The organism is Fuerstiella marisgermanici (assembly GCF_001983935.1).
GTDB classification, from domain to species: Bacteria; Planctomycetota; Planctomycetia; order Planctomycetales; family Planctomycetaceae; genus Fuerstiella; species Fuerstiella marisgermanici.
Genome location: NZ_CP017641.1, coordinates 5130822 through 5147429, shown reverse-complemented (window position 1 = coordinate 5147429; position 16608 = coordinate 5130822). Strand labels below are relative to the sequence as shown.

11 protein-coding genes are annotated in these 16608 nt (G+C 56.3%); 6 read left to right on the top strand and 5 right to left on the bottom strand.

Features of this window, described 5'->3' with window-relative positions; genetic code table 11:
- The first annotated feature begins 39 nt into the window (after positions 1–39).
- On the top strand, positions 40–2649 hold the full coding sequence (locus Fuma_RS19200) for a VWA domain-containing protein (RefSeq protein ID WP_077028419.1): 2610 nt from the start codon (positions 40–42) through the stop codon (positions 2647–2649).
- On the opposite strand, the gene Fuma_RS19195 is transcribed toward Fuma_RS19200, so the two are convergent.
- On the bottom strand, positions 2619–3707 hold the full coding sequence (locus tag Fuma_RS19195) for a glycosyltransferase (protein WP_257787800.1): 1089 nt from the start codon (positions 3705–3707) through the stop codon (positions 2619–2621). The genes Fuma_RS19200 and Fuma_RS19195 overlap by 31 nt on opposite strands.
- Before the next feature lie 90 nt (positions 3708–3797).
- Positions 3798–4838 carry a type II secretion system F family protein gene (locus Fuma_RS19190; protein WP_077028418.1) on the bottom strand — a complete coding sequence of 347 codons (1041 nt, stop codon included), beginning with the start codon at positions 4836–4838 and terminating at the stop codon, positions 3798–3800.
- 501 nt (positions 4839–5339) lie between these two features.
- Here Fuma_RS19190 and Fuma_RS19180 point away from each other — a divergent pair.
- Positions 5340–6629, top strand: a complete 1290-nt coding sequence (locus Fuma_RS19180; RefSeq protein ID WP_077025547.1) for a beta-ketoacyl-[acyl-carrier-protein] synthase family protein — start codon at positions 5340–5342, stop codon at positions 6627–6629.
- Between the two features lie 73 nt (positions 6630–6702).
- Here Fuma_RS19180 and Fuma_RS19175 read toward each other — a convergent pair whose 3' ends face one another.
- Positions 6703–7887 carry a phosphoglycerate kinase gene (locus Fuma_RS19175; RefSeq protein ID WP_077025546.1) on the bottom strand — a complete coding sequence of 395 codons (1185 nt, stop codon included), beginning with the start codon at positions 7885–7887 and terminating at the stop codon, positions 6703–6705.
- Positions 7888–8178: 291 nt separating this feature from the next.
- Here Fuma_RS19175 and Fuma_RS19170 point away from each other — a divergent pair, with 291 nt between their 5' ends.
- Entirely contained in the window at positions 8179–8664 is a 486-nt protein-coding gene (locus tag Fuma_RS19170) for a hypothetical protein (RefSeq protein ID WP_077025545.1), read from the top strand.
- A gap of 177 nt (positions 8665–8841) precedes the next feature.
- Here Fuma_RS19170 and Fuma_RS19165 read toward each other — a convergent pair whose 3' ends face one another.
- Positions 8842–9582 carry a hypothetical protein gene (locus tag Fuma_RS19165; protein WP_145944256.1) on the bottom strand — a complete coding sequence of 247 codons (741 nt, stop codon included), beginning with the start codon at positions 9580–9582 and terminating at the stop codon, positions 8842–8844.
- A gap of 302 nt (positions 9583–9884) precedes the next feature.
- Here Fuma_RS19165 and Fuma_RS19160 point away from each other — a divergent pair, with 302 nt between their 5' ends.
- Positions 9885–12359, top strand: coding sequence for a DUF1553 domain-containing protein (locus Fuma_RS19160; RefSeq protein ID WP_077025543.1), 2475 nt, complete (start codon positions 9885–9887; stop codon positions 12357–12359).
- A gap of 112 nt (positions 12360–12471) precedes the next feature.
- On the opposite strand, the gene Fuma_RS19155 is transcribed toward Fuma_RS19160, so the two are convergent.
- The gene (locus tag Fuma_RS19155; RefSeq protein WP_077025542.1) at positions 12472–13581 is read right to left on the bottom strand and encodes a hypothetical protein; all 1110 of its coding nucleotides are present in this window, start codon (positions 13579–13581) and stop codon (positions 12472–12474) included.
- 235 nt (positions 13582–13816) lie between these two features.
- Here Fuma_RS19155 and Fuma_RS19150 point away from each other — a divergent pair, with 235 nt between their 5' ends.
- Complete coding sequence (locus tag Fuma_RS19150) at positions 13817–15190, top strand: 6-phosphofructokinase (protein ID WP_077028417.1); 1374 nt, start codon at positions 13817–13819, stop codon at positions 15188–15190.
- 222 nt (positions 15191–15412) lie between these two features.
- Positions 15413–16603, top strand: a complete 1191-nt coding sequence (lhgO, locus tag Fuma_RS19145; RefSeq protein WP_077025541.1) for an L-2-hydroxyglutarate oxidase — start codon at positions 15413–15415, stop codon at positions 16601–16603.
- Positions 16604–16608: the final 5 nt, after the last annotated feature.

The following is a 16608-nucleotide window of genomic DNA, read 5'->3' as shown; positions in this document are numbered from 1 at the left end:
TGCGTCGTCTGCAACGATATTCAGGACGCGAAGACCTTCATGCCCGTCGAGTGGCCACAACTGGAATTGATTCGCCCGCAATGGCTGTGGCTTTTACCATTGCTGGCTGCGCTGTATCTCGTCTATCGCCGAAGCCTTGTTGATCTTCCAAAGCGGCAACTACTCGCATCGCTGCTTGTACGCGGGTTGCTCTTTTGCTTGTTGGCCCTGGCGCTGGCCGGGCTGAACTTGATGATCAAAACCGACAGCGTGTTCACGGTTTTCGTAGTGGATCAAAGTCTAAGCGTTGATGAGCGTGGACAGGCCGCAGCCGCTCAGTTTGTGCAGAGGGCGACTGAGAGTGGTGGCGCGGAACAGTTTGCCATTCTGCCATTTGCTGCCGAACCTGGTGACTTTGCGGAGTCGACGGATGCACTCGCAGCACCTCAGCCGGAAAAGCAATGGCGGAAGGCGACGTCGCTGGAGGATGCGATTGCTGTGGCGTCGGCCGGGATTCCGCCGGAATTTGTGCCTCACATTGTCCTTCTATGCGACGGCAACGAAACGGACGGCGACGTGCTTTCGTTGCTTGATGGCACCGGCGCGCGGATTTCTACCGTGCCGCTGCCTGTGCGCGACGATCCGGAGTTGCAGGTGACAGCGGTCAACGTGCCAGGTCAGGTGGCGGAAGGCGAACCGTTTAGTGTCGAAGTTGTTGTGGACGCGAATCATGACGACGTTGCCGTGATTGAAGTCTTCGCGGGCGACTTTCGAGTCATCTCCGAAACGAAACAGATTGCAACCGGCGAGAACCGATTTCAATTTACTCAACAGGTCACTCAACCCACTGAATTCTCTGCCAGAATTCGCCCACCTGCTGACACAAGCGATTCTGATCGGCCGTTTCGCGACAGCTTTCTGGACAACAACATTGCGGCCGGGCTGGTGTTCACGACAGGCCAGCCAAAGGTGCTGATGATCGAAGGTGATCCGGAACTGGCCAAGCCAATGCAATGGGCGATGAAGGAAGAAGGTATCCAGCTTGATGTCCGCCCGGCCGTCGGCATGCCCGATTCGCTGACGGAACTGCAGGAATTCGAAGTGCTGATTCTGTCGAACGTGCCTGCCACGGACCTGACCGCGGGGCAGATGGACATCATTCGTTCCTACGTCAGCGAACTTGGCGGCGGATTTATCATGCTGGGCGGCGACGAATCGTTTGGCCTGGGCGGTTATTACAAAACGGTTGTGGAAGAAGTGCTTCCCGTGCGCGGCGACTTTGAAAAAGAGAAAGAGAAACCCGGGCTGGGCATGGTGCTGATTATCGATAAATCGGGTTCCATGGGCGGTCAGAAAATCGAACTCGCCAAAGAGGCGGCTCGCAGCGCGGTAGACCTGCTCAGCGACAAAGATCAGATTGGCGTGATCGCCTTCGATGGGGCGCCGTTTTGGGTCAGCAAGATGCTGCCGGGCTCTCAAAAAGGTGTGGTCCTCGATCGTATCGCGGGCATCGAAGCGGGCGGCGGGACGGCACTGTACCCGGCGATGGAGGAAGCGTTCCAAGCGCTGCAGTCCACGACCGCTCGGTTGAAGCACGTGATTATCTTGACGGATGGCTATTCCACGCCGGGCGACTTCGATGGCATCACTCAGGAAATGACTGCCGCGCGGATCACCGTGTCGACCGTGGGGATTGGCGATGCCGACCAGGCCATGCTACGGAAGATCGCCGATGCGGGTGGCGGGCGCTATTACTTTTCCAGCGATGCCAGCGCGATTCCTCAGATCTTCGCTAAAGAAACCATCACGGCCAGCAAGTCGGCCATCAAGGAAGAACCGTTCCTGCCGATCATGGTGCGAGCGACCTCCGTGTTGGACGGTATCAGCATGGACGATGCTCCGTTTTTGCTGGGCCACGTGGTGACTCGACCCAAGGCGACCAGCGAAGTGATTCTCACCACAGAATCAGGCGACCCATTGCTGGCGTGGTGGCGCTATGGGTTGGGAGTTTCAGCGGCGTGGACGTCGGATGCAAAAAGTCGCTGGGCCGCAGAATGGTTGTCCTGGCCGGGCTTCAATAAGTTCTGGGCTCAGGTGATCCGCCACGCGATGCGCAAGAGTGACGATCAGGGGTTTGAGCTTAACGTTCAGCGCAACGGACGCCGCCACTGGGTGACGATCGATGCGATCAATGTGGACGGCCGGTTTTTGAATGACGCGAAAACTGAGCTGACGCTGGTTGGGCCTGATCTGAAGTCGACGTCAGTCGAAGTGATGCAAACCGCTCCGGGCAGATATGAAGCAGAGATCGAAACGCCCACGCCAGGCGCGTGGCACCTTCAGGTCACTCAGTCGGCCAACGGCCAGCAACTGGGGCAACGGTCGCGCGGAATTGTCGTCGGCTATGGTGATGAATACCGTTTGCGTCCGACAAACAACACAAAGTTGCAGTCGATTGCGACGGCGACTGGCGGCAAGTTTCAGCCCCAACCGGAAGACGTCTTCGTCGCAAGTCCGGGCGAATCAGCGTCTCGTGCGGTGCCGCTGTGGCCCTGGCTACTGACGGCGGCTCTGATTCTGTTGGTGTGCGATGTCGCATTGCGACGGGTGACGATGCCTCATGTGTTTGGCAGCGAACTTCACCGGTCAGCGCCCGCCATCCGCTCATAAAGCTCAATGTGCGACGTCACCATTTGCTCGACGCTGTACTTGCTTTGAATTACTTGCTGCGCCTTTTCTCCCAACGACTTCGCCAGGTTATTGTCGGTCAATATTCTTTGAGCCGCCTTGCAGATGGCAACGCTTTCGCCGCACGGCACCAGCAGGCCTGTTTCTTCGTTTGTGATGAGGTCTGCATTGGCTGGAATATCGCTCGCGATAACAGGCACGCCGGCCGCCATCGCTTCCGCCAGGCTGTTGGACATACCTTCGAATGAACTGGGCAGGCAGAACGCGTTGAACTGCGGAATTAACTGAGCCGCGTCGCTGCGATGGCCTGTAAAAAAGACGCGACTGCGGCAGCCAACCGATTCTGCAAATTCGGCAAGCTGATCTCGTTGCGGCCCATCGCCGACCAGCACCAATGCGGAACCTTCGACGGCCTGATGCAACAGGTGAAATGCCCAAACCAAGTCGTTCAGGCACTTTTGCGGAGCCAGCCGACCCGCGAATCCGAGGACAGGAGTATCTGGCGGCAAGCCGAGTTCCGTTCGCAGGTCCGGTGCGTTGGCTGTTTCAGTTGCGGTGGTGGACGGCGGCAGAACGCCGTTCGATATGACGGAGATTTTTTGTTCGTCGACTCCAACCACGGATCGGTAAAATTCGGCCACGCTTTCGGAATTCGCGGTCATCACATCCATGCGGTTGCTCAGCCAGCGATCGATTCGCAACTGCCAGCCGCTCTTCCATGAATCGACGCACCGTTCCGCAACGACAATCTTCGAACCGGACGGGCAGACGCCCGGGAAGCGAACATACGAATTCGCTGAAAATAAAAACGACTGCACAACGTCCGGCTGGTTTTGGTGCAGCAGTCTCCTCAACCGAACGAACGTGAGCGGGTCGAACCGAAATCGCTTTTCCAGAATGTGGACTGGCACATCCGCCGCCTGAAGTTCGTCTTCGAAGTAGCCACCTCGGTTCAGAGCGATTACATCAACGGCGAAACCCTTCTGGCGAAGGCGCGTGGCCAGCAGAGTCAGTTGCCGTTCGGCTCCGGACTGATCCAGCGTCGGGATAACGTAAGTAATACGAATGGAACTCGCCTTCAGGAAGAAAATGGCCGTTCAAAACATCGGGCTGCGAACATAGACGCTTGATCAACTAAACGAGTTGATCAGGGCTACATATCGCATGAAAAAGCTAATCACAATGAAGCCGATAAAGCACGCCACCAACCCCCAGATCACTCGGGCCAGAATCACGGTCAACCGTGTCATGGCTCGGTGAGCGTCCTCGTCAAACCGGTGACTCATCCGGTCCAGCGCTTCGGGGACGGTGCCAGTGTGTTCGGCTGTTTCAACAACATGAATGTACTCAGTAGGAAACAGCCGCGATGCCTTCAACGAATCGGCCAGCGTGTCCCCTTCGCTTAACATTTGCCATATCCCCGGCGTGGCGATCATGAAGGCTCCGTTGCTGGTGGCATTCATGCTGGCTTCCAAAGAGGGTTTGATCGACATGCCGGCTTGTTGAGTCAGGGCGAAGCACCATGAAAATCGAGCGATGGCGAATGACGTCATGCAGTGGCCGATGGCCGGGATCGCCATCAGAAACGGGTCGAGTGCCTTTTGTCCCGCGAGGTTTCTGGTCATCACTTTATAGCCAATCCATGTTGCCGTGATGGGGCCTAATGTCAGCATGAACCAAGCGATGGATCCGGACGTGCCGACCAGGCCCAGCCCCAGAATGTCCTCGGCCTCACCGCCCGCGTTCGCCTGCCCGAGAATGCCCAGCAGGTAAATGAGCCCGCCAATGATAAAAATGGCGGCGAATAGTTGAATCACCGGCCACGCGATCTGCGAACGAAATTCCACCATCCGTTTGACGTTGGCTTCGTAATAATCAGCGAGTGACGAAAAAATTTCCGGCAGCGATCCTGTCTGTTCCCCGACGTTTAGCAAATTCAAAAACAGAGTGGGAAGCCGGTCCTCGTGTCGCGAGAAAGCCGTCGTGAGGTCGTCGCCTTGTTTGACGCATTTGCTGACATCGTTAAGGATGACTGCCAGCCGAGGATCCGCAGTGTGCGACGATGATGTCTTCAGGGCTTTTCGGACGTCGACCCCCGCTTCCAGCATTCTGCCCATGGATCGGCAGAACGGGACAAGGATTTTCGCAGGCAGTCTGGGGTTTCGGAGCATGGACCGGTTTCGCCGCTGATTGTCGTCTGCTGAAAATTCCTGTAATGAGATCGCTGGAATTGGCGTCAACTACAGGTGGGAAGTGTGATTCTCACTGTCGGATCAGGTAAACGTGTCGGAATGCCTGTCTTTCGGCAATTTTTGCCACAGAACCGGACTTTTTCGATGGGCTCAGCCTTCGTGTGCCAGGAAAAAACGGCTGCATCTTGACAGTTGAGCTTCCGATGCGTGTAATGCAAGGTCGGTGCAGAGGAATTTCGTCTGAGGACGAGGTCTTTGCCCGAAAATCAGGGAACCGGTCGTGAGCGATCGAATTGCTGGGGAGCAATTTGAGCGTGTGAAACACGGCAGGTTCAAGTGTGTGAAAAAGAATTGTCGACGACTGTGAAGGGGTTACAGCGTTGATGTGAGCTGAAAGGATTTTCGGCTGCATTCTCACGATGGGTCCGACAGGAAGATGTGAGTGAGCCTTCTTTCTGTCGCGTAAAACAAGGCGTCACCATGGCTGGGTGCGATGGGATTCGCGCGGTTGTGACCGGTGTTGGAGTTGTTTCTCCAATTGGCATCGGCAAAGACCGCTTCTGGGACAGCTTGATGCAAAATCGTTCAGGGATTGACTACTTACAGTCAATCGCCAGCGACGATCTTCCGTCACCATTCGCCGCCGAAGTGCGCGATTTTGATCCCGCGACAATGCTGCGCGACCGAAAGTTCGTGAAGGTGATGTCTCGCGACATGCAACTCGGCGCTGCGTCCGCCAACCTTGCCATGAAAGACGCCGCCATCAAGCGTGGCGATATCGACCCCTACAGGCTTGGCGTCGTGTACGGTGCCGGACGCATGACGACTCATCCGGCTGAATTGCTCGCAGGCGTTCAGGCCAGCACCGATGAATCCAACCACTTTTCAATGACACGCTGGGGCGAAGGCGGAATGGGGCGAGTCGCTCCTTTGTGGCTGCTGCGTCAATTGCCCAATATGCCGGCCTGCCATATTTCCATCGATCACAACGCCGCTGGCCCGAATAACACGATCACATGTCGCGACGCATCCGCCCTGTTGGCGCTGGGCGAAGCAGTTCGAGTGATCGAAGCCGGACGAGCAGATGCGATGATTGTGGGAGCCTGCAGTTCCAATATTCATCCCGTCGACATTGCCAAGTTTCACAAGTTCGAAGGCTTGTCCAAGCGTAATGACGATCCTTCCCGCGTTTGTCGCCCATTTGACTTTGAGCGCGACGGAGCAGTCGTCGGCGAAGGTGCCGCAACGTTTGTTGTCGAAAGTTACGAACATGCTCGACGCCGCGGGGCAGACATCTACGCTGAAGTGCTGGGTATCGGCGCTGGCTGCGATGGAAAAGGCTACGCGAACGAATCAGCCGGCCTGGGCCTGGTGCGAGCCATTGAAAGCACAGTTCGCCGGGCTCAAATCCGTCCAGACGAGTTGGGGCACATCAACGCTCAGGGCAAGAGTACTCAGGCTGACGACATCGTCGAATCCCGAGCCTACAACCGATCTTTGGGTGATTGTGTGTTGAAAGTACCGGTCACCGCGATGAAGAGTTTCATCGGACACTTCGACGCCGGCGCCGGTGCCGTGGAACTGGCGGGCACGCTGCTGTCGCTGAAGAATGGCGAAGTTCCCGCGACGCTGAATTACGAGATTCCCGACCCGCGGTGCCGTCTGAATGTCGTTCAGGAAGGCCCACAGAAGCTGAAGTCGCGTACCGCGTTGTCGGTCAATCGCACGGCCATGGGCCAGAGTGCTGCGGCCGTGCTGCGAGCCGTCTGAGAACGCTTAATAAGACGTCTGCGACCACCGCGTGTCGCACGCGGTGGTTCGCTTTGTTAGCCGCTACAACGTTCTACGCTTCATCAAGCAGGTCGACAGCGGCGAACTTCTTGCCTTCCAGCATGGCGAGACTCGCTCCACCGCCGGTGCTGACGTGAGACACCTGGTCTTCAAAACCCAGTTGACGAATCGCTGCGGCACTGTCGCCGCCACCGATAATGCTGGTGCCGGAGCTCTTCGCTAACGCTTCGGCTACGGTACGAGTTCCCTCATCAAATGGCGGCATTTCGAACACGCCCATTGGCCCGTTCCAGACGATCGTCTTCGCTTCTTCCACGATGTCGGAATAGATCGCGGCTGTTTGAGGTCCGATGTCCAGGCCTTCGAAGCCATCAGGGATTTCGCCGGAGTTGACGACCACTTTGTTGCAATCGCTGCTGAATCCGTCGCCACAATGAGTGTCCACAGGCAGCACCAGTTTCGTCCCGCCGTCTTCGATCAGCTCTTTGGCAAGTTCGACTTTGTCTTTTTCGACAAGGCTATCACCGACAGCACCGCCCTTTGCCAGCGAGAACGTGTATGCCATGGCTCCGCCGATCAGAACTTTGTCGCAGATACCCAGCAGGTTTTTGATCACCTGAATTTTATCGGACACTTTTGCTCCGCCCAGAATAGCCACGAACGGCTGCTCCGGATTTTCGATGGCGTCGGTCAGGTATTGAATTTCTTTTTCGACAAGAAATCCGACCACGCGCGGCTTGCCAGCCATGGCTTCCGGAGTAGCGACCATAGATGCGTCGGTGCGGTGACAGGTGCCGAATGCGTCGTTGCAGTAGATGTCTCCGAATGCCGCCAGTTTCGCTGCGAATTCGCTGCAGCCGGACTTTTCACCTTCTTCGAACCGCAAGTTTTCCAGAACCAACACGCCTCCGTCGTTCAGAGCCGCGACTTTGGCTTCGGCGTCTGAACCGACGGTGTCCGTCGCAAATGCAACGTCTTTGCCGAGCAATTCAGCCAGTTTTTCGGCGGCGGGTTGCAGGCTGAATTCAGAATTGTCCTGCCCCGGTTTTGGTCGTCCCAGGTGACTCATCAAAACCAATTGTCCGCCGCGTTCAACTACAGATTTGATCGACGGCAGGGCCATGCGGATACGGCCGTCGTCTGTGACCGTGCTGCCGTCCAGTGGCACGTTAAAGTCGACTCGCATTAGTACTTTTTTGCCAGCAACGTCTACGTCTGCAATTGTCTTCTTGGCCATGTTGGCAATTTCCTGCGTCGAATGAACTGTTGAACGGTAAACTGTAGTTCCGCGAATTCTGGCGAATTCACACAGCGATTCAAACGACTGGCAGATGCCACCTCTATTTCCTGGCGGTGAGCAGTCTGGCACGGCAATTACTGTCCAAACGTCGGAAATGTCTCAACAATTTCCTTGTCCTCACGAATGAATGCCCGGTGGAATTGTGCCAACATCATCCGCGTTTTATCTTCCGGGTTGAATTTCGCAAAATTCACTGAGCGAGTCTCTTCGGCGAACGAAAGTACCTTAATGTCAGATTTTGAAGAACGCCTGCAGAAGGCTATCAGCCGCGGCCAAAAAGCGCGAGACGCGGAAGGCGAGGCGGCCGGACAACAAAAGGAGACCGTTGAAGACCTGCGGAACCTGCATTCCAGCCTGCGCATTTCCGTTAGCGAGCACATCGAAGGCTGCCTGAAGAAGCTGTGTGACCACTTCCCGGGCTTTGAGTATTCAACCGTGATGAACGAAGACGGCTGGGGGGCTCGTATTACTCGCGACGACATTAACCTCGTGGCTGGCAACAATCGCAATCTGTATAGCCGCCTGGAAATGTTGGTCCGCCCTTTTTCAGACACTCATATTCTTGAGGTCACAACAAAAGGCACGATCCGCAATAAGGAAGCCCTTAATCGCAGCAACTTCCGCTTTCTAAAAGAAGCGGAAGTTGGCGACCTGGTCGAAATTGTCGACGCGTTGGTGCTGGAGTTTGCGGAGAAGTATTCGGCCAACGGATGAGGCGGGACGGAACGTCCATCGGGGAGCCAACGCTCCTCCTGTCGGTCAATCGCAGAAGTTGATCGGCTCTACGTCGATCAACCCACGCCCCCAGCGACCAGCGGGAGCACCGCTGGCGCTTCAGCTTTCAAAACGTATCCCGACCACCACGCCAACCGTCCGCCGGGACGCCCCGGCTTAGTAGTTGATTTCGACAAGACCGTCGCGGGAGACGATATTGATGTCGTGGCCACCGTAGTCCAACCGGATTTTTGTGCCGCATCGAGACACTTTTGCTCCACGAAGCGGGCACGGCGGAACAAGAACTTCAACGTAAGCAACTTCTTCTACGCAGCTGCCGTGCTGGCCGATGTGAGGACTCCGCACGGCGACGACGACCGGAATCGCTCCCGGTGCAATTCGACGAACGCCTTTGATTCGGACGCAGGTTTCGATCGGCACGGGGCAAGTCACGATACTGCCGATTGGATGTGGCAGATGAGCAAAGCTACCGAATGTTGGTCCGGCGGGCACCGCAATCACGGGTGGTGGTGGAACCACATTGCTGCCAAGGCTGACGCTGAACGAAACGCCAGGGCGTCGAATGCTGATCGGGCGTGACGATCGGTACCGGCTTGGGCTACGGCGATCGAAATCGTGGCGAATGCCGTGGCGTCCGTGGTCGTCGCGCCGGTGGTCATCGTGTCGGTGAATATCGCGCCCGGGCGATCGGCGGCTGCTGACCGGAATCACCTTGGTGCGATGATCGTGGTCATGGCGACCGCGGTCCGCACTCCTGACGTTCGCATGGCGGTGATGAGTCTGCGAAGGGCCAGAGATCGATCGCAGAAAGTCCACGATGTCGTTGGCGGAAGAGGTGGCGGGCATTGCAAAGCTGAAAGCAAAAACGGCCATAGCGGAAAACAGTGTGCGGGGCATTGTTCCGTCCTTTTCGTCTTGAGCGGATTGAGGCAAGTTTGAAGACGCCGTCATGAGCGTCGATGCTTACATACTTCACGTTTTGTGCCGATCTGTCTCGTGTGATTGTAAAGTGTTACTGTGAAGGGCTTTATGGTGTTCCGGTGCGGTGGGAATGCCGTCCGGAAGTGTGTTCGGAGTGAAACTGAGTGTTGTCAATTTGATTTGATGTGCCGGCGTGGCTGGCTGACGCGCGGTGAACTTGTGGTTATGATGGACCGACCGCCTCAGGATGACGCTTGGATTTTTCGCAGAATGAACTCATGACGATACGCGCCATTTTCTTTTGCAGCGTGCTGACCTCAATCGCCGGTGCGCAGGACATTCGCATTCTTCCCGCCGAATTGCATCTGGACGGCAGAGAAGCTCAGCACCGTTTGCTGATTGAAGAGTTTGACGGCGCGACAGCGACCGGTCCGTTAAAAAATGGCGCTAAGCTGCGATCGGACGATGAATCGATCGTGCGCGTTGAAGGTCAAACTGTCGTGCCTGTCGGCGACGGTCAGACGACCGTGCGAGCGTTTGGTGGCGACAAAGAAGTCGCGACTGCCCCCGTCACTGTGACCGGCATGAGCAAACGGTTTCACTGGACGTTTCGAAATCACGTGCAGGCCATCCTGGCGAAACAGGGCTGCAATAGCGGAGCGTGCCATGGTGCCCTGGCGGGTAAGGGAGGCTTTCGGCTTTCGTTGCACGGCTACGACCCTGATCGCGATCACTTTTGTATTACAACGCAGCAACTGGGGCGTCGAACCGATCTGGTAGAACCGGCGCAGAGTCTGCTACTGACCAAGCCGACCGCCGCTGTGCCTCATAAAGGCGGCAAGCGATTGGAAGAAGGCTCGCGACACTATCAAGTTATCTCAGAATGGATCGCTGACGGCGCGCAGGCACCTTCAGAGGCCGATGCACGATTGCTGAGTCTGGAGATCCTTCCCAAACAAGTCACGCTTAAGAAGGGACAGGTCCAGCCGCTGATTGTGCGAGCTCAGTATTCTGACGGTCGAGTCGAAGACGTGACTCAATGGGCAAAATTCACGTCCGCCAACGAAGCTGTTGCGACGGTTGATGAAGCGGGTGTCGCAACCGTCATCGGTCCGGGCGAAGGAGCGGTAACGGCGTGGTTTGGCAGCCGAATCGTGATCGGTCGCATCACTTCGCCCTTTGAGCAGCAGGTTTCTCCGGACACGTATCTGCTGGCTGGCCGACGCAACTTCATCGACGATCTTGTATTGAAGCAGCTTCGCAGATTAAACCTGAAGCCATCAGCGCACTCCACGGATGAAGTGTTTATCCGCCGCGCGTTTCTGGACTCAATTGGAACGCTGCCCACGTCAACCGAGGTTCGCGAATTCATCAACGATGGTTCGCCTGCCAAGCGAGATGCTCTGATTGAAAGCCTGTTAGCGCGGTCGGAGTTCGTCGACTACTGGTCGTATCATTGGTCTGACCTGCTAATGATCAACGGCACACTGTTGCGGCCCGATGCGGTGAAGTCGTACTACGCCTGGATTCACGATCATGTGGCGGCCAATACGCCCTGGGATCAGTTTGTGCGTGAAGTCGTCACTGCCAAAGGATCCAGTATCGAAAACGGAGCGACCAACTTCTACGCGTTGCACCAAGCGCCGGAAGACATGGCGGAAAACGTGAGTCAGGCGTTTCTGGGTTTGTCGATCGGCTGCGCGAAGTGTCACAACCACCCGCTCGAAAAGTGGACCAACGACCAATACTACAGCTTCGCGAATCTGTTCTCACGTGTGCGAGCCAAAGGCTGGGGCGGCGATCCTCGCAACGGCGACGGCAAGCGCACGTTGGTAACGGTTTCCACAGGCGAACTGATCCAGCCACGCACCGGCAAGCCTCAACCACCAACACCGCTGGACGCGGAACCGCTGGCCTTCGACAGTGAACGAGACCGCCGCGAGTATCTGGCGGAATGGTTGGTGTCGCCACAAAATGAACTGTTTGCTCGTTCGATCACCAATCGCGTCTGGCGTAACTTTATGGGGGCCGGCTTGGTGGAGCAGGTGGACGACATGCGCGCATCGAATCCTGCCAGCAATGAGGAATTGTTAGATGCAGCGGCCAGCTATCTGGTGGATCAGGGTTACGACCTGAAGGCACTGATGCGGCAGATTCTGCAATCAGAAACCTATCAACGCAGCAGTGAACCGCTTAAATCGAACGACGGCGATAAGCGGTATTACTCTCGCTACTATCCGAAACGACTGATGGCCGAAGTGTTGCTCGATGCAATATCACAGGTGACCGGCGTCGATAGTGAATTCAACAAGATCGCCTTCCCGGGGGCTGATATTCGTGACACCGATTTCTATCCGAAGGGGACTCGAGCCATTCAGCTGTACGATTCGGCCGTGCAGTCATACTTCCTGCAAACGTTTGGCCGTAATCAGCGACGCATCACATGCGAGTGTGAACGCAGCGACGAACCGAGCATGGTGCAGGTGCTGCACATTTCCAACGGCAACACCATCAACGGCAAGCTGTCGGCCAAAGACAATCGGTTACAGAAGTTACTTGAGCAATTCACGGATGACCAGTCGGCCATGCTGGATGAATTGTTCCTGTCGTCGCTGTCTCGCTACCCGAAGGAACACGAAAAGACCGCGATGCTGAAGCTGCTGTCCGAAGCCAATCCGGAACAGAAGCGCGAACTGCTGGAAGACATCACATGGGGCATCCTCAGCAGCCGCGAGTTTCTGTTCAACCACTGACGAGGGCACGGCCCTCGACCCGCTGGCGCGGCAAACGCACTGACGTGGCACGCCTATTGGGTCGATTTTGTCGAGATGGTCGCACGGTGCCCATGAACTACTACGTCAGCCCTTAATAGACGCCCACGGTCGTTGTTTTCGCGAACACATGGTACGGTCGCACGCCGCTGACTCCGTCCCACGGGTACTTTCCGTGAGGCTGTTCGCGTTCGCCTTCGTCTCGTTCCAGAAATCCGGGGACGAAGAATTCTTTCGTCAGCGTGTACAGCTTTACCCGGCCTGTGGCGTTGTAGTCGACGACCTTCTTGTGATCGTCAAAGTCGACGACTTCCACAACAGCTCGCGGCTGAGGTGCGTAGTAGGTCACTTTGTACTCGTCGGCTGGTTCAAACGGTTTTCCACATGCCAGCCCCATCAGAGTGTTGCCGTAGGTCGGCGTCATGTAGACGTTCGGCCCGAGCAATTCTTCGCAGGCAAAACGGTTCCACTGTTGAGTGAATTCTGTGCCGCCGCAGAAGATTCCGCTGATGCCCGCTTCTTCGATGCTGCTGTCGTTGTCCAGCAGTCGCATCGCCAGAGCTTCAAGCAGCTTGGGAGTTGTGAACATACACTTGATGTCATTGTTGGCTCCCAGAATCGCCATCGCCTGATCGATGACGTGGTTGCTGTATTCCTTGGCTTCTTCGACTTTGCCCTTCTTCAGCAACTTGACGACCCAGCGAGGATCGAGGTCCACGCAAAAGCAGATGCCACCACGATGTTGAGCCAGGTGTTCCACGGCGAGACGCAGTCGGCGAGGGCCGGATGGCCCCAGCATCAGCCAGTTACCGCCTTTGGGGAACTTATCGTCCGGCAGCGTATCGCTGAACATTTCGTAGTCGATCCAATGATCCTCCACGACGACTCGCGATTTGGGAATGCCGGTGGTGCCACCGGTTTCAAAGACGTAGATCGGTTTGTCCTGGTACTGCTTCGGTACCCAGCGACGCATCGGGCCGCCGCGCAGCCAGTCGTCTTCAAACAGGGGGAATTTCTTGAGGTCATCAAAGCAATCGACTTCAGTCAGCGGATCGAAGTCGAATTCCTTCTTCTTGTTCAGCCAAAATTCGGAGCCGGTATCGTCGCCAAAATGCCACTGCACGATTTCGCGCGTGTGTTGGTCGAGCTGTTCTTTGCGTTGTTGCACCGCTTCGGCAATGCTGCTCACAGTTTTATTCCTCATGCAAATGTAACGAAAGTATCGGTTTAGTATCGCATGGTAGAATCCGGCCACGGCAATTCAATCCGCCCGGGCGGTTGAGCATGGGACATTTCCTGAACCGCAGAACGCGGATGCTGCGGATTCGTCGTATTTGGTCTTCTGATGCGGAATTCCGCCCTGGCAGGCTCGACAAATCGGTCAATTCGCGAAAATGACCGTCTTTCAGGGACGAAGGATGTTTGAAAGAAAGCGGACGATGAAACGAATTGGAATACTGACTGCCGGTGGTGATACGCCCGCTCTAAACGCCACCATTTATGGGGCTGTTGAGCGAGCGAACTCTCAGGGAATTACCGTCGTCGGCATTATGCGGGGCTACGCCGGTCTGATGGATGAAAAGGTGGCTCACGTTTGCCTGAATCCGCTTTATACCAGCATTCCTGAACTCAACCCGTGCCTCGGCGGCACATTGATCGGTTCGTCGCGTACCTACGTGGATCCAAAGACGGACCAGATTGCGACCGTCAAGCAGAGCCTGCAGCGACTGCAACTGGACGGTCTGATCTGCATTGGCGGCGACGGCACGATTAACGGAATGCAGCCGCTTGCCGATTTTGTCCCGTGCGTGCTGGCCCCCAAAACGATCGACAACGATCTCGGCCTGAACTATTTGCACGAACCCAACGACTGGGTGCGAACAGAAGCCACGACCAAGTGCGGCTACATCGAACAGCTGAATTGTTCTCGCCCGCATCTGGATCTGGAAGACATCATCAACTACGCCACGCCGGGCTACGCGACTGCCGTGTTTGTGGTGGCTCAATGCGTTCAGCGGTTGCGCAGCACGGCGGAAAGTCACCGTCGGATCGGCATTGTGGAGGTGATGGGGCGGCAGTCTGGCTACATCGCGCTGGGAGCCGCCTACGGTCAGCCCGATTTGATTCTGATTCCGGAAGTCGCCGTCGACATCGACCAACTGGAACAACGCGTGCGGCAGATCTACGAACTGCAACGCAACGTGGTGATTGTCGTGGGTGAGGGTGTGAAGACACTGGACGGGAAAGAGCTGGGAGCGTCCACGCCCAGTTACGACCCGGCCGGCAACATACGTTATAGCGGCGCCGCAGATGCTTTGCATGAAATCCTGGCGGAGCGGATTGAGGGAGAATTCTTCACGAAGATCCGCACTCATGAAACAGCATCGTCGTCAATATTCACCAGAAAAGTGGGACACACTCAGCGCGGAGGTCGGCCGATTCAGTTTGACCGTTTCTACGCAGCTCAACTGGGCGGCAAGGCGGTCGAAATGCTTGTTGCCGGCGCCAACAACGCCGTCGCCACGTTGCAGTACAGTCCACGTGCAGGATTTGTGGTGTCGTCGCTGTCGGCGAACAAGCTGCGTGATCAGTGGGGTGAAATTCACGCCCGCTGTGTTCATTCCAGCATGTACGACGAAAATCGCATGCAGCCGTCGGAATTCGGCGAAGAGTACCTGAAGACAATCTTCACCAACGCGATTGGTGCCGACGACATGGAATTCATGCGTGCCGAACTGTTCAGTCCTGGCAACCTTTCAACTCGGTACCAGAGCATGAATACGGATATGCGGAAACGGATTCGGTACGTGTGACGGTTCTTCACAAAAGAAAGCAGTCCTTGCACCAGCCAAGTGATCAGTGATGGTGGCATCTTCGTGCATGTGCCTTTGTCTCAATACCGTGCTGCTTGCGCATACCCACGGCGGCAAATGCGGGTTCAGCTTCAACTGGACTCGACCCCGTCACGCCCGTAGAACTTCGTTTGAAATGCTTGACCTCCAGCCGTTTTTTGTAAGCCGATAAGCAAGTTAAGAATGTTCAGATATGATGTAGCCGTCCTTGGTGGCGGAGTAATAGGACTCGCAACCGCATGGCAGATTTCCAGGCAGCATCCGCAGAAAAAAATCGTGCTGCTGGAGAAGGAGGACAAGCTGGCCGCTCACCAGACTGGCCGCAATTCCGGCGTGATCCATTCGGGCATCTACTACAAACCGGGTTCGTTGCGAGCCACCAACTGTCGCGACGGAAAGGTGGCATTGGAAGAGTTTTGCAACGAACACGGCATCGCATGGAAGCAAACCGGCAAGGTGATTGTTGCCACTCATGAAAGCCAGCTTCCGGCTCTCGAACGCATCTACGGTCGCGGCCAGGAAAACGGCGTTCGCTGTGAGATGATTGGCGTCGATCGGCTGAAGGAACTGGAACCTCACGTGGCTGGCATCAAAGCCATTCACGTTCCGGGATCGGGCATCGTCGATTATCCTGGCGTCTGTATGAAACTGGCCGAAGTCCTGCAGCAACAAGGCGCAGAAATTCGACTCGGCTGCCGTGTGACCGGCATTCGACAATCCACAGATTCCGTCACCGTGACGACATCAGCAGGGGCCATCGAAGCGGCTCAGGTTGTCAATTGCACGGGGTTGTTTAGTGATCGCGTCGCGCAAATGTCTGGTCAGCAAATGAAGGAGCGGATTGTTCCGTTTCGTGGCGAATACTTCGTGCTGAAGCCGGAGGCCGAGCATCTTTGTCGATCGCTGATCTATCCGGTGCCCGATCCTCAGTTCCCGTTCCTGGGCGTCCACTTCACTCGCATGATTCACGGTGGAGTTGAATGTGGTCCGAATGCTGTGCTGGCCCTGGCGCGAGAAGGCTATTCGTGGGGGAAGATCAGCCCACGCGACTTGTGGGAATCGCTTACCTATTCTGGCTTCCTTCGATTGGCGTTTCGCCATTGGAAGATGGGCGTTGGCGAAATGTGGCGATCGGCGTCGAAGGGCGCTTTTGTGAAAGCGCTGCAGGTGCTGGTGCCGGAAATTCGAGCCGATCATTTGGTCGCCGCTCCCGCTGGCGTGCGAGCTCAGGCGTTGACGCCGCAGGGACAGCTGGTCGACGACTTCCTGATCCTGCGGAAAGACAGAGTGCTAAACGTGTGCAACGCTCCATCACCGGCTGCAACCGCGTCATTGAACATCGGTCGGCTGATTACGGAGCAATTGTATCCGTGAGGCAC

What these genes read in the sequence shown, in the direction of transcription:
- Fuma_RS19200 (WP_077028419.1), top strand. Translation starts at nt 40, where the DNA reads ATGCCCGTCGAGTGGCCACAACTGGAATTGATTCGCCCGCAATGGCTG.
- lhgO (WP_077025541.1), top strand. Translation starts at nt 15,413, where the DNA reads ATGTTCAGATATGATGTAGCCGTCCTTGGTGGCGGAGTAATAGGACTC.
- Fuma_RS19170 (WP_077025545.1), top strand. Translation starts at nt 8,179, where the DNA reads ATGTCAGATTTTGAAGAACGCCTGCAGAAGGCTATCAGCCGCGGCCAA.
- Fuma_RS19190 (WP_077028418.1), bottom strand. Translation starts at nt 4,838, where the DNA reads ATGCTCCGAAACCCCAGACTGCCTGCGAAAATCCTTGTCCCGTTCTGC.
- Fuma_RS19160 (WP_077025543.1), top strand. Translation starts at nt 9,885, where the DNA reads ATGACGATACGCGCCATTTTCTTTTGCAGCGTGCTGACCTCAATCGCC.
- Fuma_RS19150 (WP_077028417.1), top strand. Translation starts at nt 13,817, where the DNA reads ATGAAACGAATTGGAATACTGACTGCCGGTGGTGATACGCCCGCTCTA.
- Fuma_RS19175 (WP_077025546.1), bottom strand. Translation starts at nt 7,887, where the DNA reads ATGGCCAAGAAGACAATTGCAGACGTAGACGTTGCTGGCAAAAAAGTA.
- Fuma_RS19180 (WP_077025547.1), top strand. Translation starts at nt 5,340, where the DNA reads ATGGCTGGGTGCGATGGGATTCGCGCGGTTGTGACCGGTGTTGGAGTT.
- Fuma_RS19155 (WP_077025542.1), bottom strand. Translation starts at nt 13,581, where the DNA reads ATGAGGAATAAAACTGTGAGCAGCATTGCCGAAGCGGTGCAACAACGC.
- Fuma_RS19165 (WP_145944256.1), bottom strand. Translation starts at nt 9,582, where the DNA reads ATGCCCCGCACACTGTTTTCCGCTATGGCCGTTTTTGCTTTCAGCTTT.